The sequence below is a fragment of the Capnocytophaga sp. oral taxon 878 genome, assembly GCF_002999135.1.
Lineage (GTDB): Bacteria > Bacteroidota > Bacteroidia > Flavobacteriales > Flavobacteriaceae > Capnocytophaga.
On the sequence record NZ_CP027229.1, the window covers coordinates 826004 to 848487 of the forward strand.

A 22484-nucleotide genomic window follows, 5' to 3' on the forward strand; every position below is an offset into this window, starting at 1 on the left:
AAAAGAAGATAGTAACAAGAATTACGTAAAACAATGAAAAAAAAGATACTAATTATTCTATTCTTATGTGTCTATTTTCCTATAAAGGCACAGAACTCTATTCGCTTAATAGATATATTACTTGATTTTTGTCAAGAAATAACTCAAGAAAATCCTTCAGAGGAAAAAATGTATTATATTTTTCAAAGTATATCCCCAGAGAAGGTATATTTTCTTCCTAACCAAAAGAAAAGTAACTTAGCAGGATTCACCAAAGAAAAAGTAGCCTTCGCTGATTTAAAAGGAGAAAAATATGATGAAAATGCCTTACTATCATTTTATACCAAAGGAGATAAAAAAGCATATACATTAATTTTCTCTATCAATAGCAGATATAGTGTGATAAAAGGAGAAGTTTGTTATGATAAGGCCAAATATCCTATTTCTTTTCCTGAATTAACAGAAAAAATAGGAAGTGTTTTTTATGATCCTGTTTTTCAAGCCAAAGACACAAAAAAGAGTAACTATATTTATCAGAATCCTAAAACTTATAGAAAAGTAGTACTTTCTATTCAATCTTATAATCCTCCTGAAGCAGAGTACAATATAATATATCGTATTGAAATAAAGGACATTCACTTTTTTGATGAAAGTTCTTTAGTCAAAAATAAGTTTTACATAAAAGATTAAAACTAAAAAAGAGGACATCACTTTTGTAATGTCCTCTTATAACAATTTTAGCATTTATTTACTCTGCATTTTCTGTAGTAGTATCTGTAGCTGTTCTTTCATTTTCACGTTTTCTTGCTACTTCTATATAAGTTTTAAACTCTTTACCATATTTAGAGGCTGCTACCTCTTTATTAAGTTTTCCATAAATAGAATCTAAGTATTTTACACGTGTATTCGGTGCATCTACAAGCACTACATAAGGAGTAATATATGAGTCAGGATGGGTCAGTGCATAATTCAATACAAAAAGATGCCTACGGTAGTTATTCCTTTCCGAAGCCATATTCAGTGAATCAGCCAAAGTAGTATTGCCTACCTTAAATGCATTAATTTGTTTTTCTAATAGCTCTGCATTACGCATTCCAAATCGTCTCATTGTATGTGAATAGTCCTCATATTGTTTTTGTGATTTAGAACCGCTAATTTTAGCCTTCACTTCTAGCATATCGTATGAACTATTAATATTTATAATAGTATCTTCACCAAAAAACATTAATCGGTCTCCCAAATCAGTGCCAGCTTGTTTTTTCAGGTCAAGGTAAATATAAAACACTTCAGGGCTTTCTAGATGTCTTTTAAAAGTAAACTTACCACTGCCATCAGCTACTACCGAATCTATATTAGTAAGTTTATCATTTACATATTGTTGCAAATAAATAGTACCGACTTTTAGTCCGTCTATATTCCCTTCCACAATCATTGTGTTTTCTTCTTTTTTGTCACAAGCTACTATCATCAATAGTGCCGACACAGCCATTAATATTCTTTTCATTGTATCTATTATTTAGTCTTTGGTATTAATTTTCATTCTTAGTTGTTAGTATCTGTGCTAACTACTAACTTCATTGTCATAGCTTTATTCTGTGTTTCCTCATATTCTTTTTCAGAAATAGAATCTTTAGTAATACCTCCTCCTACATATAAATAGGTTTCTGTATTAGTAATTTGCATACAGCGCAAATTCACATATAATGCCTGAAAATTATCCGATATTTCTCCACAATAGCCAGTGTAATACTGTCTATCATAAAGTTCATTTTCTATGATAAATTTCCGTGCTTTATTAGTAGGATAACCACAAACTGCAGGAGTAGGGTGGAGGCTTTTTATCACATCAAAGACCTTACCTTCCTTTATTTTTCCTTTAATTTCAGTACATAAGTGCATAACCTTTCCCGCTTGTATTGTTTTAGGTATTGAAATTTCAAACTGATCTACATATCCTTGCAGTTGTCGTACTATAGTATCTGTAACTATCTGCTGTTCCTCTCTTTCTTTAGGGAGCCATTCTATAGTATTTTTCTTTAGGGTGGGGGAGGGGATAGTACCAGCTAAAGCCATAGTATTAAAATTATTATTTTCATTAAACAATAATAATTCAGGTGTAGCAGCCAGCCAAGTACCTACTTTAGGATGAAAAAACAAATAACAATACGCTGAAGGATAACGTATTACCATATTAGCAAAACTCTTAAAAGGATTTGCTACAAAAGGAAGTGTAATTTTACGAGAAAGTACTACTTTTTCAAAAGCACCTTGATGTATCTGTTCAATAGCTTTCGTTACTAAATCTATATGAGCTTGTTTTTCAGCTTCAGTTTCTTGTGCCGTTCCAAAATAGTTACTTTCTGCTATTTCTTGTATAGGAAGATTACTTATAGTAACATTATCAGGGGTTAGGATAATAGGAGAATTAGCAGTATCAAAAGGTGCAAAAATAAATCCCTTTTGAACTTTTTTATGAGGTGTAAAGTAATGAAGTGTATTATCCTCTTGTCCTATAAGCCACACCGATTTATGATTAGGGTATTTAAAACATACAAAAGGCAACTGCTCAACATATTTATGTTGTGCTAGTTGTAATAGTTCTTCAAATAAAATAAAATCTTTAGGTTCTATCTTCATAGTAAAAATACTGCCATTTATGCCTATATTGCTTGAGTATCATAAAAGGCCTTAAATACACCATTTTGTGCTAATAACTCTTCTTTAGTACCTTGTTCTACCACTTTTCCATCACTAAGCATTAGTATTTTATCAGCGTATTTAGTGATTGATACCCTATGACTTACTATCAGTACCGTTTTGCCTGTTAAGCTTTCACGTAAGTTAGTGAGTATTTTCTCTTCTGTATCAGTATCAACTGCTGAAAGACAATCATCCAATAAATAAATCTCTGCAGGTTTTAACAAAGCTCTTGCTATAGCTATTCGCTGGCGTTGTCCTCCACTAAGTGATACACCTCGTTCTCCTAAAATTGAGTCATATTGGTTGGTGAACTCTACTATATTATTGTGTACTACTGCTTTTTCACAAGCATCTATCATTTCTTCTTCAGTAGCATTATTACCAAATCGAAGATTATTCCTAATGGTATCCGAAAATAGAAAGTTTTCTTGTGGTACTACCGAAATAGCTTTACGTAAACTATGTAAATTAAGTTCTTTTATAGGTATTCCCCCTATAAGTATTTCACCTTCAGTAGTGTCATACATACGAGCTACAAGGTCTAAAATAGTAGTTTTCCCACTACCTGTCTTACCTATAATTGCAACAGTTTCTCCTGCTTTAATATCAAAAGATACTTCTTTAAGAGCTTCGATACCTGTATCTGAATAACTAAAAGATACCTTCCTGAAAGTAATACTACCTTTTATAGGCGTTAGCTCTCCTACATAATTACGTATTTCTGGCACTTCCGAAAGAAATTCATTAATACGTTTTTGTGAAGCCTCAGCTTGTTGTACTATAGAACTTACCCAACCTACTGTAGCTACAGGCCATGTAAGCATCATTACATAAATACTAAACTCTACTATCACCCCTATTGATTGTATTTCTCCTGTGTAGTACAATCTACCGCCAATAAATATAACAAAAATAAGGCTCAAGCCTATCATCAATATCATTGTAGGAATAAAAAATGCTTGTATCTTAGCCAGCTTAATGTTTTTCTGTCTTCCATCTTCAGCTAATACAGCTAATTGAGCATCAGTAGCGGCTTCATTGTTATAGGCTTTAATTACCCCAATACCCGAAAAGGTTTCTTGTGAAAAAGTAGAAAGATCTGATAAATATGCTTGTACCTTCATTGTTTCTGCATTAATTCTTTTACTCATCTTATAAATAAGAAGAGATAAGATAGGCAGAGGAATAAGTGTAAATAAGGTAAGTTTAGGAGAAATAATAAACATTAATGGAATAACACAAGCGAAGAGAGTAATAGTCTGTACACTATACATAATAGCAGGCCCTGCATACATACGCACTTTTGAAACATCCTCACTAATACGATTCATCAAGTCTCCTACTCTATTGCGTTTATAAAAACTCAATGATAGTTGCTCATACTTCCTAAATATCTCATTTTTCATATCATATTCTATATAACGAGATACATTAATGATGAGTTGTCGCATAAAAAACATCAATATAGCTGATATAATAGTTGCCCCAATAATAATAAGAGCATACTCCACCAATAAAGAAGTCATTTGTGAGGCATCTTTACTATCCGATTGGGTATATTGCTCAATAGCAGCTATTGAGTTTTTTACATACCTAGGCATAAACAATGAGAATATGCGCGATACTACGGTAATAAAAACTCCCAAGAGCAGATGATACTTATATTTAAAGAAATATTTGCGTATGTGTTTAAGGTGCGCCATTAATTTGTGTTTGTTATAAGTCCTTCCATTGGTATGCTAAGAGTGTGTTTTTTAATAACATAGCAATGGTCATAGGTCCTACTCCTCCCGGAACAGGGGTTATAAAACTAGCTTTAGGGCTTACTTCATTATAAGCTACATCACCTACAATACGGTAACCTTTTGGACTTGTATCATCTTTTAAGCGAGTAATACCTACATCTATTACAGTTACGCCTTCTTTAACCATATCTCCTTTCAGAAATTCAGGTATACCCAACGCCATAACAATAATATCTGCTTTACGTGTAAATTCAGCTAGATTAGGAGTGTGACTATGGGTAAGGGTCACAGTAGCGTTACCTTGTGCCCCTTTTTGGCTTAATAATATACTGATAGGACGACCTACTATATGTGAGCGACCTACTACTACTACATGTTTGCCTTTTGTAGGTACTTGGTATCGTTTCAATAGTTCCATAATACCAAAAGGAGTTGCAGGAATAAAAGCCTCCATATCCAATGCCATTCGTCCAAAATTAGCTGGATGAAAACCATCTACATCTTTAGCTGGGTCTATAGCCAAAAGTATCTTTTGTTCATCAATATGTTTTGGTAAGGGTAACTGTACTATATAACCATCAATATCATCATTAGCATTCAGTTCAGCTATTTCTTCTAGTAGGGCTTCCTCACTAATATCAGCAGGTAATTTTACTAAAGTTGATGCAAAACCTACTTGTTCACAAGCTTTGACCTTGCTACCCACATAAGTAAGACTAGCTCCATCATCTCCTACTAACACAGCTGCTAGGTGAGGAGCTTTTTTACCAGCGGCTTTTAGTTGTTTTACTTCCTCAGCTATTTCTTTTTTGAGTGTTTCTGAGGTTTTTTTTCCGTCTAAGATAGTCATATTTAGCTATTATTTTTAGTTGTTGGGTTCTTCTTCATCTTCAATATCAGGCATCATTTCATTAGCTGTCTGTTTTACATCTGTCAATGAAGTAAATGAGCCTTTAAAAGTAACTGGAGTCTTAGTCATTTCTATTTCTGCTACAAGCTGTTTTACTACATCCATAGGTATAGATTCCTCTCCTATTGTTAAGTCTGCATTGTAATTAATTCCTGCAATCATAGTTTCAGTGTGCATTTCAAAGCATGTATAAATAAAATCTTCTAAAGAAAGGCTTTTTATCTCTCCTTCAATCCAATCTTCTACTTTACAAGCCTCTGCCTTAGCAGCACTATCCCAAAAATACACTACAGGAAGTTCTCTATGATTTTCAGCCTGATAAAAAACTTTTGACACAAATATAGCAAAGGTATCTCCTAACCATAAGTAATATACTTTTCTATTCTTTACCACAGTTTTAACAAAATCTTCAAGCATATCTACTGACTCTTAATTGTTAATTATTAATTTGAGTAATTATCGCATTCCTTGCATCATCTGCATCATTTTTCTGCCTCCACCACCTTGCATCATCTTCATCATTTTGCTCATTTGTTCAAACTGTTTCATCAGTTGGTTTACTTCTTGAATATCACGTCCGCTACCTTTAGCAATACGTTTCTTTCTACTTACATCAATAATAGCAGGAGTACTACGTTCTTTAGGTGTCATAGAATGAATAATGGCCTCAATGTGTTTGAAAGCATCATCCTTAATATCAAGGTCTTTTACTGCTTTACCAACTCCTGGTAACATACCAAGTAAATCTTTCATACTCCCCATACGCTTTATTTGTTGTATTTGTTCCAAGAAATCGTCAAAACCAAATTGGTTTTTAGCTATCTTTTTCTGTAACTTACGAGCCTGTTCTTCATCAAACTGCTCTTGTGCACGCTCTACAAGTGATACCACATCACCCATACCAAGAATACGATCTGCCATACGGTCTGGATAGAACACATCAATGGCATCCATCTTTTCTCCTGTACCTACAAACTTAATAGGTTTATTTACTACCGATTTGATAGTTATAGCAGCTCCACCTCGAGTATCGCCATCTAATTTAGTAAGTATTACTCCATCAAAATTTAGCACATCATTAAATGCCTTAGCAGTATTTACGGCATCTTGCCCTGTCATAGCATCTACTACAAAAAGGGTTTCTTGCGGATTAAGTGCTTTGTGAATGTTTGATATTTCATTCATCATTTGCTCATCTACTGCTAAGCGTCCAGCAGTATCCACTATCACTACATTTAAGTGATTTTCTTTAGCGTATTGTACTCCTTTTTGAGCTATTTCTACAGGATTATTATTACCTTTGTCCGAAAACACAGGTACTCCTACTTGTTCACCTACAATATGTAATTGGTCAATAGCAGCAGGCCTGTAAACATCACAAGCTACCAGTAATGGTTTCTTATTCTTCTTATTTTTAAGATAGTTAGCCAATTTACCCGAAAAAGTAGTCTTACCCGATCCTTGTAACCCCGACATCAAAATTACAGTAGGATTGCCCGATAGGTTTACCCCGGCAGCATCTCCTCCCATTAATTCGGTAAGTTCATCTTTCACTATCTTAACCATTAGTTGTCCTGGTTGTAAGGTAGTAAGTACTTGTTGTCCAATAGCCTTTTCTTTTACTTTGTTAGTAAAATCTTTAGCTATCTTATAATTGACGTCAGCATCCAATAAGGCTCTGCGTACTTCTTTCAGCGTTTCTGCTACGTTAATTTCGGTAATCTTACCATGCCCTTTCAAGTTATGAAAGGCTTTCTCTAATTTATCACTTAAATTGTCAAACATCTTTATTCAGTTTATAAAAGTGGGGCAAAGGTAATAAAAAAACTGGAAACTAAAAAAAATATTAAGAAGAGGATACCAAAAAAAATAAGGTATCCTCTTCTTTTTATGAAATAAATAACAAAAAATTATTTTGCTTTTCCTTGATTTGCAACACTGTTAATAGCGGCTGCAATAGCTTCTTGGTCACCCAAATAATAGTGCTTAGTAGGTTTTAAATTAGCATCTAATTCATATACCAAAGGCACCCCTGTAGGAATATTAAGCTTCAAAATTTCTTCTTCTGATAGACCATCAAGGTACTGAACAAGTGAACGTAAACTATTACCGTGAGCAGCAATAATTACACTTTTACCTGCTTTAATATCAGGTGCTATTTCATTAAACCAAATTGGCAACATACGGTCGTAGCAATCTTTAAGGCTCTCTCCAGCTGTTTTTTCATCTGCAGTTAAACCTTCATAACGGCGGTCGTGTGAAGGGTGACGCTCATCTGTCTTCTCAATAAGAGGCGGACGTACATCGTATGAACGACGCCATAAAAGCACTTGGTCATCACCGTATTTAGCAGCTGTTTCTGCTTTGTTCAAACCTTGTAATGCTCCATAGCTTTTTTCATTTAGGCGCCAGCTTTTGTGAGTAGGTACCCACAAATCACCCATTGTTTCTAAGGCATTATTTAAGGTTTTAATAGCACGTTTCAATACCGATGTATAAGCCACATCAAATTTGAAGCCTTCTTCTTTCATCACTCGTCCAGCCTCACGTGCCTCTTGCACTCCTTGCTCAGTTAAATCAACATCTTGCCACCCTGTGAATAGATTGAGCTTGTTCCACTCACTTTGTCCGTGGCGTAAAAGTACTACTTTATACATATATTTCAATTTTTATATTTTATTCTTCCTCTTTTTTTCCTAATCCTTTAAGAAAATTACCTATCTGCTTCTTCGCTTCTTTCTTAGCCTCTTCTTTAGCTTTTTCTTTTACAGCTGTAAGAGTACTATCTTTGTTTTTCATCATACCTTCTATAGCTTGTGTTACTTCTCCAGCTGTGGTCGAGTTTGTTTTGCTTGCCAATGCTTCTTGTAAGGCATTTGTTCCTTTATTCGTAAGATTATTAATTTGGTTCTTAGCTATTTGGGTAGCCAAATCTTTTACTACTGTTTGCAAATCTGTACTTACCTGAGGTTTTTGAAAAGTACCTCCTACAGTAGCTACTACAGGTAAATTGCCTATTTTTTTCTGATTATCAGGAGTAAGTTTAGCCAATAAACCTTCAGCTTCTTTACCCAACATTTGTGGTGGCACATTAAAAGTAAGTTTATAGTTCATTTGTTGGTCAAAACCATGCGATCCTGCTACATTAATAGCCACATCTTTGTATTTAATAGTAAAAGGTTTAAATACTACCTTTCCTTCTTCAAAAGTAACCGAAGCTTTAACATCATTTAAATTCAACTTAGATAAATTCAAACCTGTAAATTGACTGTCCAAGGCCGAGAGTAGGGGAGAGGCTTCTGCTGCTACGTGCGAATCTAGTAATGCCCCAAAAAAATCACCCGAAATACTATTAATATCAGGAGTTAAATCATTTTTTAAATTCCCTTTTACATTGATAACTGTATTTACCTTCCCTTGTACTACTTTAGCTATAGGAGCTATTTTCTCCAACATTGTTATCTGGGTAAAAGCATCTGTAACATTTAGCTTACTGAGGTTTAGATTTACATCAAAGGTAGGTGTCTTTTCTTTGGTTGATAACCCCCCGCCTATACCTATACTACCACCAAAAATATCAGTACGCAAGTTCTGAATGCTCACCCTTTCATCCTTTATCAATAACTTACCCGATACATTACTAAGGTTCAAGTTATCATAAACCACAGTATTTGCTTTAGCATTAAGAGTACAATCCAAAAAGGCTGGTACTTTTATAGAGGCTGCAGTAGCTGTAGTTCCACTCTTAGTAGTTTCTGTAGTCGCTGTAGGGGTAGCTGTAGCACTTGTAGGTTGCATAAAATCGTTTACAACCAACTTATTAGCCGAAAAATTAAAGTTACCCTTCAATGTCTCTTTTCTAAATGCAAAACCATAAAAATTATCAATAGTACCATCCAAATGCAAGTCACTATTCCCTGTATGAGCATCAAATTTAGATAAACCTATATGCGAAGGATTAAATGACAAACTCATCTCATTAATATGGAAAGGCTTCACAAACTCCTCTCCAGCATACACAAACTGTGCTAGTGAAAGATGACCCTGCGCCTTGATGTTTTGATAATTCTTAGCCTCTACCGATTTCATATCCAGTTGTGTAGCTATATCTGCTTTTAGTATACCCGCCAACTTTTTATCTAATGAAATAGGATAAGCCTGTGATAAGTTTGCCAAGTTAATAGTACCTTTAGCAGCCAAATCTACATAAGGGTTTACCATCATATTGCTCACATTAGCACGCGCCCAAAAACTATCTTGGTCAATACTCATTGCAAATTTCTGAAGGTTCACCTTCGTATCATTCATCACACCAGTAGCATTATTTACTTTTAAATCAATACTAATATCACGTATTGTCTTAGGCAGATTAGGATACTTTACAGTAGCATTATCCGCATACATTTCAAGCCCAAAAGCAGGAATTTTATCCCCCACCATATCACCTTTAGCAAATCCCTTCAAGGTAAGATTTCCCGTAGTCTTTACATTCTCAATACTTTTTGAATACTCTTCAGGAATAAGAGCCAAGAAATTTTGAAAACTATTAGTTGGTGTACTGAAAGTAAGATCATAACGTTGTCCCTCCTCCAGCAGTTGGATAAATCCATCAAATACCAAATCCAAACGGTTTACAGTAGCTTTGTTATCCTTAAAAGTATACTTCTGATTTTTAAGGTCAATACCCAAAAGAGCCTGTAAAGTAATAGGAACTTCCTTCATAAAAGTACTTTTACCCATCGCAAAAGTAACATTAGCCTTTGTTTGAGTGTCCAAATCAAGCACCTCTTCAGCAAAATTCCCCTTTCCACTATGGTAAATATCACCTATTTGCATAAAAATATCACCATCATCCATCTTAAAAGTGAACTTGAAATTCTCTACACTATACTGCTGAATATCCAACTTTATAGGAGCTGACTCCTCTTCTGGTTTGTCCGACGGAATAGCAATATCAAAGTTACCATCCCCCTCCTTATTAAGGTGAATATAAGCCGAAGCATCCTTTACATTAGCCCCCAACAAGTTGTAATTACCCGCCATTAAGTCTCTAATACTCAATGACACATCAATATGTTTTGCAGCAAAAAGCGTATCCCCCACAAAAGGCTCTTTATTTACCAATACAAAGTCCTTGAGGGTAACCTGTGCTTTCGGAAAATTCTTTAACAAACTGATATCCACATCCTCCAAAGCAATAGTCGCCTTCAAATTCTCATTCACCATCGCTATTACCTTTTCCTTAATCGTATCCTTAAAAAAGTAAGGAATAGCCACCATTGCAATAAGGAGTAACAAAAGCACAATACCTCCCCATTTCAGTATTTTCTTAACTATTTTCATAGCACTTTTTTATTATATTTTTATCTGAGCGCAAAAGTACAAAATAATTTTCAATGTTCAATCATTATCTTCAATTTTTTACAGCAAACCACCTAAACTCCATCCGCTTCAAAACAGAAAAGAAACCTATTACAACAGAAACAAAAAAATAACCACAACAAAAATCACCCTACAAAACCCATACAATAGCTATACAATCACCATATAACAACCACATAATATAATATAAAGTTGAACGAAGGATAAACGAAGGATAAACGAACTATAAACGAAGGATAGTTAAAAAGCACCACACACCAAAAACTAACCACCAAATCTTGTTATTTGATAATTGTTTTGTACCTTTGCCGCAAATATAACTCAAAATGCAAATAGAAGTTCAAAACTTAACAAAAATATACGGACAGCAAACCGCTGTAAATGCTATTAATTTCCAACTTGAAAAAGGAGAAATCACAGGCTTTTTAGGTCCCAATGGGGCAGGCAAAACCACCACTATGAAAATGCTCACAGGAGCTCTTACCCCCACAGCCGGTAGCATAACCATAACCGGCATCAATATGCTTAAAAACCCTATCGAAGCACAAAAAAAAATAGGCTATCTCCCCGAACATAACCCCCTTTATACCGAGATGTACGTGCGTGAGTACCTCCATTTTATGGCAGGACTTTACCCTAATGTACCTAAAAACAGAATTGAAGAAGTAATAAATCTTACCGGTTTATTGCCCGAAAGTAATAAGAAGATTGAAGCACTTTCCAAAGGATACCGCCAACGAGTAGGTTTAGCATCCACACTCATTCACGACCCCGAAATACTCATTTTAGACGAACCTACTACCGGTCTTGATCCCAACCAGTTAGTCGAAATACGTCATATTATCAAAGAGCTTGGCAAGCACAAAACAGTATTGCTTTCTTCACATATTATGCAAGAAATACAAGCCGTTGCCAGCCGCGTAATAGTTATAAATAAAGGAAACATAGTGCTCGATAAGAAGATGACCGAGCTACAAGGAAAAGATCAAATTATAGAAGTAGCTTTTGATTTCCGTGTCGAAGAACGCCTCTTGCGTAACCTCCCCAATATTGTTTCAGTTAGCAATGTTTATGAATTTCTCTACCAGTTACAGTTTGATACCCAAACCGATATGCGTCCCACAGTATTTGATTTTGCTAACCAAAACGGACTAAAAATCCTCCAAATCAATCATAAACATACTGACTTGGAGGAGAAATTTCTTCAAGTAACTCGTGGTTACTAAATCTTTTTAAGTTGCTGTTGTAGCATACGTATTTGTTCACTCATTAGGTGTTGCTTGTCAAGCTTTTTAGCCTCTGTAAGCAGCTCTTGTGCTTCACGTTTCTTGCGTTTCTGCATCATAATACCCGCCAAACTAAGTTTGGCCATAGCTACATCATAATCCATATTAAGCCCTAATTGCAAAGCCTTACGGAAATACTTCTCAGCTTGAGTAAGGTTCTTTTGCGAATAGATAATACCGTACATATAGTTGTAATACCCTTGTTGTTTACGCATAAGGGCAGTTTCAGGCTCTACTATCTTGCTCAAATACTTCTCCATTCCTACCATATCTTGCTTGCGCAAGCGCAAAAAAGTAAGCAAAATATACTCATTCCTAAAATACAATAAAATAGGTATTAATGATAAGAATATAAGGGCAATACCATTCCCTATATTACCCTGTACAAACTGCTGTACAGCCCACGCCACTATTAGTACTGCTAATACTATTTTTAGATATTTGTTTTGTAGATATTTCATTTAAATTTGTTTTAAAAGTCCGCAAAATTAGTAATAATTATTGATATATCCTAATTATTCAGTTATTTTTTCTATAAAGATAGTTTCAGGATATTCAATACGTGTCAGGAACAAACCACAAGCAGGCACCGATGCTCCTGCATTACTACGGCTCTTACTCATAATAATATCCTCAAAATCAGTAAGTGATAGGCGTTGCTGTCCTACTTCTATAAGGGTACCCACTACAGCTCTCACCATATTGCGCAAAAACCTATCAGCAGTAATAGTGAATATCAGCTCGTGCCCTACCTGTTCCCAATTAGCCTCATACACTTTGCATAAAAAAGTCTTTACATCGGTATGCGTTTTAGAAAAACACTGAAAGTCGGTGTAATAATACAGTATATGGGCAGCTTCATTCATTAAGGATACATTCAGTGGCAAAGTAAAGTACATACTGTAATCACGCTTAAATACATCTTTTCGCGTACTTATGTGATATTGGTACGTACGACTTATAGCACCAAAACGCGCATGTGCCTCAGGAGTAACTGCAAAAATACTATCAATAGCAATATCACTCGGAAGAAACGAGTTAAGTTTGCGTACAAAGTCAATAGGCAGAGTGTCTTTTGTATCAAAATGGGCATACATTTCTTCAGCGTGTACCCCACTATCAGTACGCCCTGCTCCAACTACAGCTATAGATTCACGCAACAAGGTGCTCAAAGCTTGTTGCAATACTTCCTGCACTGTAATAGCCTTAGGTTGTATTTGCCAACCGTGATAATGCTTCCCAAAAAAAGAAAATTTGATAAAGTAACGCAAAACAATAAAATAATTAGTAGTTATCAATTAACAAAGGAGTTAGGAAACAGCTATTTCCTAACTCCTAATTTCTTTATTTTCTAATTCCTAAATTCTTATTTATCTAGCATCTTTTTAATGCGTTGGAAATTAGATGTGTCACCTAAAGCACCGTAAATAATTTTAAGCTGCTCCAAAATGCTATCAGTATTACCATGAACTTTAATAAAGTCTTCCAATATACTAGCTCCTTTTTTGAACAATTCATCTTTTTCACCTCTTAGCTTGTCAAATTTCTCATTATCAGCCTTTGAGGTACCCAATTTGTTCATTTGTTCTACCAAGGCATTACCTTCTTCAAGATAAGTTGTTGAAAGGTTCAAAGCAGCATCAGGGTAGTTAGGTTTAATACGAAGGGCTTGCTCAAAGTTTTTACGTGAGTCTGCAATGTTTTTTTGTTCCATATTAATAACCCCCATATTGTAATGTAAGTCAGGGTTGTTAGGCTCAATTTGAGCTGCCTCTGCCATTAATTCTTTGAACTTCTCTTTATCACCTAATTGCAAATAGATATTAGCTTGATTCAAGATAATGTTTGCATCTTTAGGATATGATTTTCTTGCTTCTTCAAAAGCCTTAAGTGCCTCTTCGTTTTTACCTTGTTCTACATAAATATAGGCAATGTTTTTAACTATATCAGCACGTTTTGAAGGGGTTTTTTCATCACGAGGACGCTCGTGAGTCTTAGCTTTAACCATCAAGTCACGCTGATTTTTATCACCAAAAGCTACTTCCTTTTTAGTTTGCTTATCAGTAGCATAGTATACTTTTTCGCTACCATCATAACGCAAGTCTTTTAATTCTTTGTAAATGCGTACAGCATTGTCATAATCCTTATTTTGTACTGATACTACTGCCGCATTGTACAGGAAAGCAGTATCTCTCGGACTCAAACGATATACTTGTTCAAAAGCTATAGCTGCATTTTTGTAAAGTTGCTTATCATAGCTATTTTGTGCCTCTGTAATCGCGATATTCACAGCCTCATTTGCCAAAGCCGGAATCTGTCCAGAGTATTTTCCTTTACCTCCCTCTAGTTGTCTTACTTTAGCAAAAGCCTCTGTAGCTGCTTGTAATGAAGCCGCTGTTCTTGTGTTTTTCTTAGCAAAAGCAATGTTTAATTCTCCTTCTAAAAAGTAAAACTGAGGAGCAAACTCTGTCCCATCTATACTTCCTTTAATAGCATTTAAACCTGTTTGAGCAGCAGGAAGCTCTCCTTTACGGATTTGTTTTTCAATCTCTTTAAGTTCTTTTTTCTGACCGAAAGCCACAGCTGCAAACAATAGCGCTGAAGCAATTAATAATGGTTTTTTCATATTGTTTTGTAATTAACTTTTAATTAAGTAACATTTTCAAGGGGCAAATGTAATACATATTTTTGAAAGTACCAAATTTTTTTAGGACTTAGATATTATAAAACAACTATTAGGTTGGGTATTTTTATTCCATATACACCGTATTTCTTTGCAAAAGTAATGATTTTAATTCAATAACCACTTTCCAATCTGTACCTCTAAAAGTAAGCAAAATATAATCATCAGTTGTCAATTCCACCTCACATTCGCACAACTCCCGTTGGTTGTTTTGCCAATCTATTATTTGTATACTTTTAATCATACAGCCTGTTAATTCTGCTGTAATTATGTTATAGTCTTTACCCCACCGGCCCCATTTAGCAACTTCTATAGCAGGTATTTCTCTAAAGTGAAGTACAAGCGTTAGCTTATCAAAAGCAGTAAGCTCTATTCTACCCATATAAAAGTTACTTAACCCATTAGGATAAAGTTCTTTTAAAAAGAAATTTCTCTCAATAATATTTAGTACATTCATGCTTTACTAATTTGTTTTTCAAAAGCTCCCTTACTTTTCTGCTAACTTCTCCTATAATTCCCTATTAAATATAAATAGGAACCTTCTGTCCATAATACTTTATCTACTTTAATCCCAATACTTCTTTCACTTCACGGCTCACTTTCTGCATTGTTTTGTTCCCGTATAGACCAAAACTTTCCAGAGCCTTTAAATGAATAAAATCATCACTCTTGGCTGTTCCTATTTTGCTATCCAAACTGCATTGTTTTAGTCTCTTTAAGCACGATACTACACCAAAGTCTTCTATCTTATTCCCTTCAATTACCAAAACCTCCAACTCTGTTAAGTTCTTTAAAAAGTTAAGGTCTTTTAGGCGTTTCATATAAGATAAATGCAGGTTCTTTAAGTTCTTACAATCAGCCAAAAACGATAAATCTTCTACCGTTGTACTTCTTAAATCCAATTCCAAAACCGATGTCAAAGCCCTTCCCTTCTTGTATTGTTCCTTCTTTAGCCCATATAATTTAAGTACTTTCAAGCTCGCTATATCCCAAGCCTCCTCTATACCTTTCCTACTCCACGATAGCAACTCTTCCAGCAACGGAAAGTTTGAAAAATCAATCCTTGTATTATCACCATTATCTAAGTAAAGTTTTTTAAGATTGTGAAGATGCTCAATTTCCGATATATCATCTATCCGAGTCCAAAAACAAAAAGTTCTTCTACAAAGTCAAAAGCCGCTAATTGGGGCATCTCATCTTTATTCCCACCAAACTTTATCTCTACCTCTTTTTCCATATAATCAAATGCCGCAATAATTATACCATTTTAATAAAAATATTTCAATATCCCCCAACCTCCAATCAATCTCAACCTCAAAACCGTAATACATTCATTATCAATAGTTTTTATCTCAAGTGTACCCCTATAATAACCCAACCTTTACCAAAGGATGAACGAACCTATAACGAAGGATAAACGAACTATAAACGAAGGATAAACATAACCATACTGATTATCAAGCACTTTTTCACAAAACCATTTTTTATATAATTCACAACAAATCCTCAAAAACATTGCATTTTTCTCAATCTTTACCTGCCTTCTAACTCCCTCTTTCTAACTCCCAAAGTCTAAAAAAAATATAAATTTTTACTTGTTAATTGATAATTATTTATTATCTTTGCACCGATTAAAAAATAGAATTTTATGAAGAAACTTATTATTTCATTATCATTGTTAGCTGCCTTTTCTTGCAAAACCAACCCATTTACAGGAAAAAGCACCCTAAACTTTATGCCTAATAGTACCGTTTTTCCAATGGCTTTCAGTCAGTATTCTACCTTCCTCAATTCCAATAAGGTAATCAGCAGTACCAACGATGCCGCTATGGTAAAACGCGTAGGCCAACGCATAGCCAAAGCCGCCGAAGTATGGCTCGATGCCAACGGATATAAAGGATATCTAAAAGATTACCAATGGGAATATAACCTTGTTGATAGCCCCGAAGTGAACGCTTGGTGTATGCCTGGCGGCAAAATCGTAGTATATACAGGCATCTTACCTGTTACCAAAACCGAAGCAGGCTTAGCCGTAGTTATGGGGCACGAAGTAGCACACGCCCTAGCCGATCACGGAGCTCAACGTATGAGTGCCGCCACCCTACAACAAATAGGCGCAGCAGCAGGATCTGTAGCCCTCCAAGTTACCAATAAAAGTCAGTATAACGAACTGTTTTCGCTAGCCTATGGCTTAGGTACCAATGTAGGTGTTATGCTCCCCTTTAGCCGCTCTAATGAAACCGAAGCCGATGCTATAGGTATCCAAATTATGGCCATCGCAGGATATGACCCTGCCGAAGCCCCCGAACTCTGGAAACGTATGTCCGCCCTTAAAGGTGGTAAGGAAAGTAACCCTCTCCTCAGCACACACCCCTCCGATGCTTCTCGCATCAAAAACTTAACCCAATTAGTGCCAAAAGCACGTGCCGAAGCAGCCAAATTCGGCGTAACCTCATTTAAATAGATAATAAAAACTATAAACAATATGCAACAGTTTTACGATAAAATTAATGAAACGGCTCGCATCATACAGTCGTATATTCCAGAACACACCCCCGAGTTTGCTATCATTTTAGGATCAGGACTCAGCAAATTAGAAGACGAAGTTGAAGTAATTTCCGAAATTAAGTACAAAAACATCCCCAACTTCCCTAAGTCCACTGTATCAGGACACAAAGGAAAACTCATCTACGGTAAAATCGAAGGACGTTACGTACTAATGATGGCAGGTCGCGTACACTATTATGAAGGCTACACTATGCAAGAAGTAACCTTCCCAATACGCGTATTCCACCAGTTAGGCATCAAGCGCCTCATTGTATCCAATGCCTCAGGAGGCGTAAATCCCAACTTTTCAATAGGCGATGTAATGGTAATCCGTGACCATATCAATATGTTCCCCGAACATCCCCTACGTGGCAAAAACTTAGACCTCTTCGGCACCCGATTCCCCGATATGAGCAAACCATACACCCACGCTATGATTGCCGAACTCGAAAAAATCGCCAAAGAAAATAATATTAAATTACAAAAAGGTGTGTATGTAGGGCTACAAGGTCCCTCTTTTGAAACCCCTGCCGAGTACGGTATGGTACGCATCTTAGGCGGCGATGCTGTAGGTATGAGTACCGTGCCCGAAGTAATTGTAGCACGACACCAAAATATGGAAGTATGCGCCCTATCAGTAATCACCGATTTAGGAGGCCCTGAAATATCCCCCGATGTATCTCACGAAGAAGTACTGAACGCTGCCAATATCGCTATGCCCAACGTGATATTACTAGTTAAAAACCTTATAAAAAACTACCGTTAGTAGTTCCCTTTAATAATCAGACCAGTTTAGCTTGTTTTACTTGCCAAACTGGTCTGATTTTAATTAATTCAACTTGTAGTAATCCAAAAATATTATTAAAGAAACCTTTCCTTGAAAATTAAAGTAAAAAGATGATATACTTATTTTTATTATCACTTATTAGCTTTTTAGCAATTGCTCTTATGTGGCTATTCCGGAATCCATCTTATGAAAAAATAAATAAAACATTCATACAAGCGTCCGATGCTACAATTAAAAAAGAAATTCCTGCTTTTAATCTAAATTTCGCAGTAGATAAAATAGCCTATTCTCAGCCTATTTACTTTCCCAACGGAGTGCAAACAGACAATTTCTTTCAACACTTAGAAGCAATAAATTTAGATATTCCCGATTGGAACAGCGAAGGATTATATGAGGTAAAAGCTTCTACCAAGGCAGGCATCTTAGACCCCGCTTTTTTAGTATATAAATGGAATTCCAACACTTCCAATACACTCATTTTTCACCACGGAGCATCAGAATATCCTTTTTATGGCATTTTCTCTAATATATTCAAAAAAGAAACACTAGATAATTTGAGTGTGAACCTAATTGTAGTCCGTACTCCTTTTCACAAGCAAAAAGGAAATTTGAAACAAGGAACAGCCTCCTTATCCACCTTTATGGCAACAATGGCAACAAGTGTCAAATTAACCGAAAAGCTAATTCACTCTTTACGACAAAAAGGAGTACCAACTATCGGAATTGGCGGATTCAGCTTAGGAGCTGTAATAGCAAATAGGCATCGGGTAGCCTATAATTCAGCCGATTTCTATGTGCCAATAGTAGGAACAGTAGCACACGAAAAGTTTTTTATTTTCCCCAAAAAAAATACCACTGAAAGTGAAATTGAACGAAACAAAATCATTACACAACACCTAAATTTCTCAGCCCAATGGCAGGAAATTCAATCACCCAATGCTTTTCCTGTGATGGCTCGCTATGATGCGTTTTTACCACTTCACCAGCATGCTCCAGCTTATGGAAATCTCGAAGTGGAAGTTTGGAACACAGGCCATTTATCCACCGCTCTTTTTTACGATGCAATGTGGCATATTTTATTAAAACGACTGAAGTAGTAAGCATAAACACTATTCTCACAAAGTCTTATCTCTCTTCAGTATGTTTCCCTATTTTTTTTACCTTTTCAACTAACAAGTTAAGCTGATTAAAGGCTAACCTATAGCCTTTCCAATAAGTTGTAACACCTTTTCAGGACAACGTACAGGACGAAAAGTTTTTGCATCTACAAATACCAATACAGTATTAGCTGTAGAAAGTAATTCGCCCTTTTCATTGTAAATCTCGTAATCAAACTCTATTTTTTTAGAAGGAAGTTCTTTAAGGATAGTACGAATAGTAATAAGCTCGTCATATAAAGCGGGCTTTTTATATTGTATTTGCAAAGATACCACAGGCATCATAACACCCTCTTCCTCCATAGCTTTGTAGGTAAAACCAATAGAACGTAACCACTCTACACGCCCCAATTCCAAATACTGAGGGTAATTCCCATAGTACACAACCCCCATTTGGTCTGTTTCTGCATACCTAGTACGCAGTTCATAGTCAAACTGTAATCTACTCATAATCATATAAATATAAAAATTCTTAAATCTCCCATATAAAAAGAAAGTAAAAAAACAAGTGTTAAATATTTTTTTTATTCAAAAATTATTCACAATTTTGCTCACTGAAATAACAGTGCATTTTTAGAAGGCAAAATTACTAAAAAAATCTAATAATCAAACGATTAGCAAAATAGATGTCTTAAAAAACATTTTTTTTATGAAAGAAGCAGCTGAAAAAGTATGGGAAAAGTGTCTTGATTTCATTAAAGACAACATAGAAGAACAACAATTTAATATGTGGTTCGCCCCTATAATCCCCGAAAGTTTAGAAGATAACAAGCTAAAAATAAAGGTGCCATCACGGCTCCATTATGAGTGGCTTGAGGAAACGTATATATCCCTCCTCAAATCTGCTTTGAACTTCTCTTTAGGGCAAAATTCACGCTTAGTATATGTTATAGGCAAGGATGCCAATAGGCAGCAATTACCTAGTACCAACCGCCCCGAGTTGGCAAAACAATCAGTTACTTTAGCTACCGAAACTAAGGACCCCGAACTGAAAAACCCATTCGTAATACCTGGTATCAGAGAAATTACTATTGATCCTCAGCTAAACCTACAACTCAACTTCGATAACTTCGTCGAAGGTAATTCCAACCGATTAGCACGCTCGGCAGGAATAGCTGTAGCTAATAAGCCAGGAGGCACTGCTTTTAACCCCCTATTTATATTCGGTGGGGTAGGCCTAGGTAAAACACACTTAGCACACGCTATCGGGGTTGATATTAAAGAAAAACACCCTAAGAAAAAAGTACTTTATGTATCAGCCGAAAAGTTCACCCAGCAGTTCATCAGCGCTTCTACTGCCAAGGACAATAAAAATAACCTGAATGATTTTATTCACTTCTATCAGCTTATCGATGTGCTAATAGTAGATGATATCCAATTCCTTTCAGGTAAAGTAAAAACCCAAGACGCCTTCTTTCATATCTTTAACCATCTACACCAAACCGGCAAGCAAGTAATACTTACTTCCGATAAAGCTCCTGTTGATTTGTTTGATATTGAACAACGCCTGTTATCTCGCTTTAAATGGGGACTATCAGCCGAACTACAATTACCCGATTATGAAACCCGTTATGAAATACTAAAAAACAAATTCTATAACGATGGGGCCGAAATAGATGAAGATATTATAGCCTATTTAGCCGAGAATATACGCACCAACATACGTGAGTTAGAAGGGGTAAGTAACTCACTCATTGCACAAGCTGCTTTTAATCGAAAAGAGTATTCTATAGAGCTTGCTCAAAGTATTATTGAAAAATCAGTTAAAAATAACCGCCATGATTTAACTATCGATCATATTCAGCAAATCATAGCCGATTATTTTAGTTTAGATATTGAGTCTCTACATTCTAAAACACGTAAGCGCAATGTCGTTCAAGCTAGGCAGTTAGCTATGTTTTTCAGTAAAAAATACACCAAAAGTTCCCTATCAACTATTGGTAGCCAAATAGGCCAACGTGACCATGCTACAGTACTTCACGCTTGCAAAACGGTTGAAAACCTTATCGAAACCGATCGTGAATTCAAAAAATATGTAAGCGATTTAGAAACTAAATTTTCTGACTAATGCCACACACATTTGCTCAGCTCATACCTCAAGAAGAACGCTTGGCTGTAGCCACTAAGCAACAGTCTCTAAAAATAGGGATACCTAAAGAGCATAGCTTTGGGGAGCAACGCATCTGCCTTACTCCCTCTGATGTTGCTGTACTAACAGCCAATGAGCACCATATCTTGATAGAAAGCGGAGCAGGCAAAAAAGCTAACTTTACCGATAGAGATTACAGTGAGGTAGGCGCTGAAATAATATATGATACTCAAGATGTATTTGCCTGTCCTATCATATTAAAGGTAGCCCCCCTTACTTATGAAGAAATAACCTACATAAAACCCAATACCGTAGTAATTTCAGTTTTACCTCTTAATACACTTACTACTGAGTATTTTGAGGCGCTTGCTCAAAAACAAATTACAGCTTTAGCTTTTGAGTATATTAAGGATGAGCAAGAAAATTACCCCATACGCCAGTCAATTAGTGAAATAACAGGTGTAGCATCTGTACTTATAGCCGCCGAGCTTCTAAGCCAAGAAAGCGGAGTTCTTTTGGGTAATATAGTAGGCGTGCCCCCTGCCGAAGTAATACTTTTAGGGGCCAATGAAATAACAACAGCTGCAGCCCAAACAGCCTTAAGTTTAGGAGCAAATGTAAAGATATTCGCAAAATCTCTTTCCGATTTGCGAAAGCTAAAACAACTATTACCTTCTGTATTTACAGCTACTTTACAGTCTTCACTCCTCAAAGAAAACCTAAAACATTGTAATATATTAATAGGAGCTATGCGTGGCGAAAAATACTCACCTGTAGTAATTACCAATGAAATGGTTCAACTAATGCCACGTGGTTCTGTAATTATCGATACTACAATTGATACAGGTGGCTGTATTGAAACCAGTCAGCTTACCTCTTTTAATAATCCTACATTTGTAGCTCATGAGGTGTTACATTACGGAGTGCCAAATTTACCTTCACGTTATGCTCATACAGCTTCAGTTTCTCTTAGTAATGTACTGCTACCTTATCTACTAAAAATAGGAGAAGAAGGCGGCTTTGAAAACGCTCTACAAGCTGATAAAGGCTTCCGTAACGGACTATATTTATACCACGGAATTTTCACCAATGATACGGTTTCCCAATGGTTTGATTTGCCTTATAAACCCCTTAATTTATTGTTTTTATAGATATAAAAAAAGGAACTGCTCAATTATTATTGAACAGTTCCTTTTTTGTTATACAAAAAATAATAAAA

Annotated in this window: 21 protein-coding genes; 7 read left to right on the forward strand and 14 right to left on the reverse strand. The window is 35.7% G+C overall.

Annotated features, from left to right (window positions below):
• Positions 1-33: 33 nt before the first annotated feature.
• Positions 34-669: a hypothetical protein gene (locus C4H12_RS03675; RefSeq protein WP_106097724.1), complete on the forward strand. Its 636-nt coding sequence runs from the start codon at positions 34-36 to the stop codon at positions 667-669.
• Between the two features lie 58 nt (positions 670-727).
• Here C4H12_RS03675 and C4H12_RS03680 read toward each other — a convergent pair whose 3' ends face one another.
• From C4H12_RS03680 to C4H12_RS03715, 8 genes are all read right to left on the reverse strand, one after another.
• Positions 728-1483 (reverse strand): DUF4369 domain-containing protein, encoded by a 756-nt coding sequence (locus C4H12_RS03680; protein WP_106097725.1) that lies wholly within the window; start codon positions 1481-1483, stop codon positions 728-730.
• Positions 1484-1521: 38 nt separating this feature from the next.
• Positions 1522-2616: a chorismate-binding protein gene (locus C4H12_RS03685; RefSeq protein WP_106097726.1), complete on the reverse strand. Its 1095-nt coding sequence runs from the start codon at positions 2614-2616 to the stop codon at positions 1522-1524.
• 23 nt (positions 2617-2639) lie between these two features.
• Entirely contained in the window at positions 2640-4382 is a 1743-nt protein-coding gene (locus tag C4H12_RS03690; protein WP_106097727.1) for an ABC transporter ATP-binding protein, read from the reverse strand.
• Between the two features lie 13 nt (positions 4383-4395).
• On the reverse strand, positions 4396-5274 hold the full coding sequence (folD, locus tag C4H12_RS03695) for a bifunctional methylenetetrahydrofolate dehydrogenase/methenyltetrahydrofolate cyclohydrolase FolD (RefSeq protein WP_106097728.1): 879 nt from the start codon (positions 5272-5274) through the stop codon (positions 4396-4398).
• Positions 5275-5289: 15 nt separating this feature from the next.
• On the reverse strand, positions 5290-5751 hold the full coding sequence (locus C4H12_RS03700; RefSeq protein WP_106097729.1) for a DUF2750 domain-containing protein: 462 nt from the start codon (positions 5749-5751) through the stop codon (positions 5290-5292).
• A 39-nt stretch (positions 5752-5790) separates the two neighbouring features.
• The gene (ffh, locus tag C4H12_RS03705; RefSeq protein ID WP_106097730.1) at positions 5791-7119 is read right to left on the reverse strand and encodes a signal recognition particle protein; all 1329 of its coding nucleotides are present in this window, start codon (positions 7117-7119) and stop codon (positions 5791-5793) included.
• A 125-nt stretch (positions 7120-7244) separates the two neighbouring features.
• On the reverse strand, positions 7245-7991 hold the full coding sequence (gene gpmA / locus C4H12_RS03710; RefSeq protein WP_106097731.1) for a 2,3-diphosphoglycerate-dependent phosphoglycerate mutase: 747 nt from the start codon (positions 7989-7991) through the stop codon (positions 7245-7247).
• Between the two features lie 19 nt (positions 7992-8010).
• Positions 8011-10677 (reverse strand): AsmA-like C-terminal region-containing protein, encoded by a 2667-nt coding sequence (locus C4H12_RS03715; RefSeq protein ID WP_106097732.1) that lies wholly within the window; start codon positions 10675-10677, stop codon positions 8011-8013.
• Between the two features lie 365 nt (positions 10678-11042).
• Between C4H12_RS03715 and gldA the strand changes: the two genes are divergently transcribed.
• Positions 11043-11942 (forward strand): gliding motility-associated ABC transporter ATP-binding subunit GldA, encoded by a 900-nt coding sequence (gldA, locus tag C4H12_RS03720; protein WP_106097733.1) that lies wholly within the window; start codon positions 11043-11045, stop codon positions 11940-11942.
• On the opposite strand, the gene C4H12_RS03725 is transcribed toward gldA, so the two are convergent.
• The 5 genes from C4H12_RS03725 to C4H12_RS03745 form a co-directional block, all read right to left on the reverse strand.
• Positions 11939-12463 carry a hypothetical protein gene (locus tag C4H12_RS03725; RefSeq protein WP_106097734.1) on the reverse strand — a complete coding sequence of 175 codons (525 nt, stop codon included), beginning with the start codon at positions 12461-12463 and terminating at the stop codon, positions 11939-11941. The genes gldA and C4H12_RS03725 overlap by 4 nt on opposite strands.
• Before the next feature lie 54 nt (positions 12464-12517).
• A complete protein-coding gene (truA, locus tag C4H12_RS03730) occupies positions 12518-13273 on the reverse strand; it encodes a tRNA pseudouridine(38-40) synthase TruA (protein WP_106099416.1) in 756 nt (251 codons plus the stop codon).
• Positions 13274-13368: 95 nt separating this feature from the next.
• The gene (locus tag C4H12_RS03735; RefSeq protein WP_106097735.1) at positions 13369-14628 is read right to left on the reverse strand and encodes a lipopolysaccharide assembly protein LapB; all 1260 of its coding nucleotides are present in this window, start codon (positions 14626-14628) and stop codon (positions 13369-13371) included.
• 124 nt (positions 14629-14752) lie between these two features.
• Positions 14753-15142: a hypothetical protein gene (locus C4H12_RS03740; RefSeq protein ID WP_106097736.1), complete on the reverse strand. Its 390-nt coding sequence runs from the start codon at positions 15140-15142 to the stop codon at positions 14753-14755.
• A gap of 103 nt (positions 15143-15245) precedes the next feature.
• Positions 15246-15725 (reverse strand): leucine-rich repeat domain-containing protein, encoded by a 480-nt coding sequence (locus C4H12_RS03745; RefSeq protein WP_129588203.1) that lies wholly within the window; start codon positions 15723-15725, stop codon positions 15246-15248.
• A 608-nt stretch (positions 15726-16333) separates the two neighbouring features.
• On the opposite strand from C4H12_RS03745, the gene C4H12_RS03750 reads away from it, so the two are divergent.
• The 3 genes from C4H12_RS03750 to C4H12_RS03760 all read left to right on the forward strand — a co-directional run bounded on the left by C4H12_RS03750 (position 16334) and on the right by C4H12_RS03760 (position 19116).
• Positions 16334-17149 carry a M48 family metallopeptidase gene (locus tag C4H12_RS03750; RefSeq protein ID WP_106097738.1) on the forward strand — a complete coding sequence of 272 codons (816 nt, stop codon included), beginning with the start codon at positions 16334-16336 and terminating at the stop codon, positions 17147-17149.
• 21 nt (positions 17150-17170) lie between these two features.
• Positions 17171-17998, forward strand: a complete 828-nt coding sequence (locus tag C4H12_RS03755) for a purine-nucleoside phosphorylase (protein ID WP_106097739.1) — start codon at positions 17171-17173, stop codon at positions 17996-17998.
• A gap of 131 nt (positions 17999-18129) precedes the next feature.
• Positions 18130-19116, forward strand: coding sequence for a hypothetical protein (locus C4H12_RS03760; RefSeq protein WP_106097740.1), 987 nt, complete (start codon positions 18130-18132; stop codon positions 19114-19116).
• Between the two features lie 96 nt (positions 19117-19212).
• On the opposite strand, the gene C4H12_RS03765 is transcribed toward C4H12_RS03760, so the two are convergent.
• Positions 19213-19626 (reverse strand): thioesterase family protein, encoded by a 414-nt coding sequence (locus C4H12_RS03765; RefSeq protein ID WP_106097741.1) that lies wholly within the window; start codon positions 19624-19626, stop codon positions 19213-19215.
• A 199-nt stretch (positions 19627-19825) separates the two neighbouring features.
• On the opposite strand from C4H12_RS03765, the gene dnaA reads away from it, so the two are divergent.
• A complete protein-coding gene (gene dnaA / locus C4H12_RS03770) occupies positions 19826-21244 on the forward strand; it encodes a chromosomal replication initiator protein DnaA (RefSeq protein ID WP_106097742.1) in 1419 nt (472 codons plus the stop codon).
• Entirely contained in the window at positions 21244-22416 is a 1173-nt protein-coding gene (locus C4H12_RS03775) for an alanine dehydrogenase (protein ID WP_106097743.1), read from the forward strand. The genes dnaA and C4H12_RS03775 overlap by 1 nt, the downstream gene beginning before the upstream one ends.
• Positions 22417-22484: the final 68 nt, after the last annotated feature.

Bases quoted from the DNA above. Each gene is read 5' to 3' on its own strand.
- C4H12_RS03675 (WP_106097724.1), top strand. From the start codon at position 34: ATGAAAAAAAAGATACTAATTATTCTATTCTTATGTGTCTATTTTCCT.
- C4H12_RS03680 (WP_106097725.1), bottom strand. From the start codon at position 1,483: ATGAAAAGAATATTAATGGCTGTGTCGGCACTATTGATGATAGTAGCT.
- C4H12_RS03685 (WP_106097726.1), bottom strand. From the start codon at position 2,616: ATGAAGATAGAACCTAAAGATTTTATTTTATTTGAAGAACTATTACAA.
- C4H12_RS03690 (WP_106097727.1), bottom strand. From the start codon at position 4,382: ATGGCGCACCTTAAACACATACGCAAATATTTCTTTAAATATAAGTAT.
- folD (WP_106097728.1), bottom strand. From the start codon at position 5,274: ATGACTATCTTAGACGGAAAAAAAACCTCAGAAACACTCAAAAAAGAA.
- C4H12_RS03700 (WP_106097729.1), bottom strand. From the start codon at position 5,751: ATGCTTGAAGATTTTGTTAAAACTGTGGTAAAGAATAGAAAAGTATAT.
- ffh (WP_106097730.1), bottom strand. From the start codon at position 7,119: ATGTTTGACAATTTAAGTGATAAATTAGAGAAAGCCTTTCATAACTTG.
- gpmA (WP_106097731.1), bottom strand. From the start codon at position 7,991: ATGTATAAAGTAGTACTTTTACGCCACGGACAAAGTGAGTGGAACAAG.
- C4H12_RS03715 (WP_106097732.1), bottom strand. From the start codon at position 10,677: ATGAAAATAGTTAAGAAAATACTGAAATGGGGAGGTATTGTGCTTTTG.
- gldA (WP_106097733.1), top strand. From the start codon at position 11,043: ATGCAAATAGAAGTTCAAAACTTAACAAAAATATACGGACAGCAAACC.
- C4H12_RS03725 (WP_106097734.1), bottom strand. From the start codon at position 12,463: ATGAAATATCTACAAAACAAATATCTAAAAATAGTATTAGCAGTACTA.
- C4H12_RS03735 (WP_106097735.1), bottom strand. From the start codon at position 14,628: ATGAAAAAACCATTATTAATTGCTTCAGCGCTATTGTTTGCAGCTGTG.
- C4H12_RS03740 (WP_106097736.1), bottom strand. From the start codon at position 15,142: ATGAATGTACTAAATATTATTGAGAGAAATTTCTTTTTAAAAGAACTT.
- C4H12_RS03750 (WP_106097738.1), top strand. From the start codon at position 16,334: ATGAAGAAACTTATTATTTCATTATCATTGTTAGCTGCCTTTTCTTGC.
- C4H12_RS03755 (WP_106097739.1), top strand. From the start codon at position 17,171: ATGCAACAGTTTTACGATAAAATTAATGAAACGGCTCGCATCATACAG.
- C4H12_RS03760 (WP_106097740.1), top strand. From the start codon at position 18,130: ATGATATACTTATTTTTATTATCACTTATTAGCTTTTTAGCAATTGCT.
- C4H12_RS03765 (WP_106097741.1), bottom strand. From the start codon at position 19,626: ATGAGTAGATTACAGTTTGACTATGAACTGCGTACTAGGTATGCAGAA.
- dnaA (WP_106097742.1), top strand. From the start codon at position 19,826: ATGAAAGAAGCAGCTGAAAAAGTATGGGAAAAGTGTCTTGATTTCATT.
- C4H12_RS03775 (WP_106097743.1), top strand. From the start codon at position 21,244: ATGCCACACACATTTGCTCAGCTCATACCTCAAGAAGAACGCTTGGCT.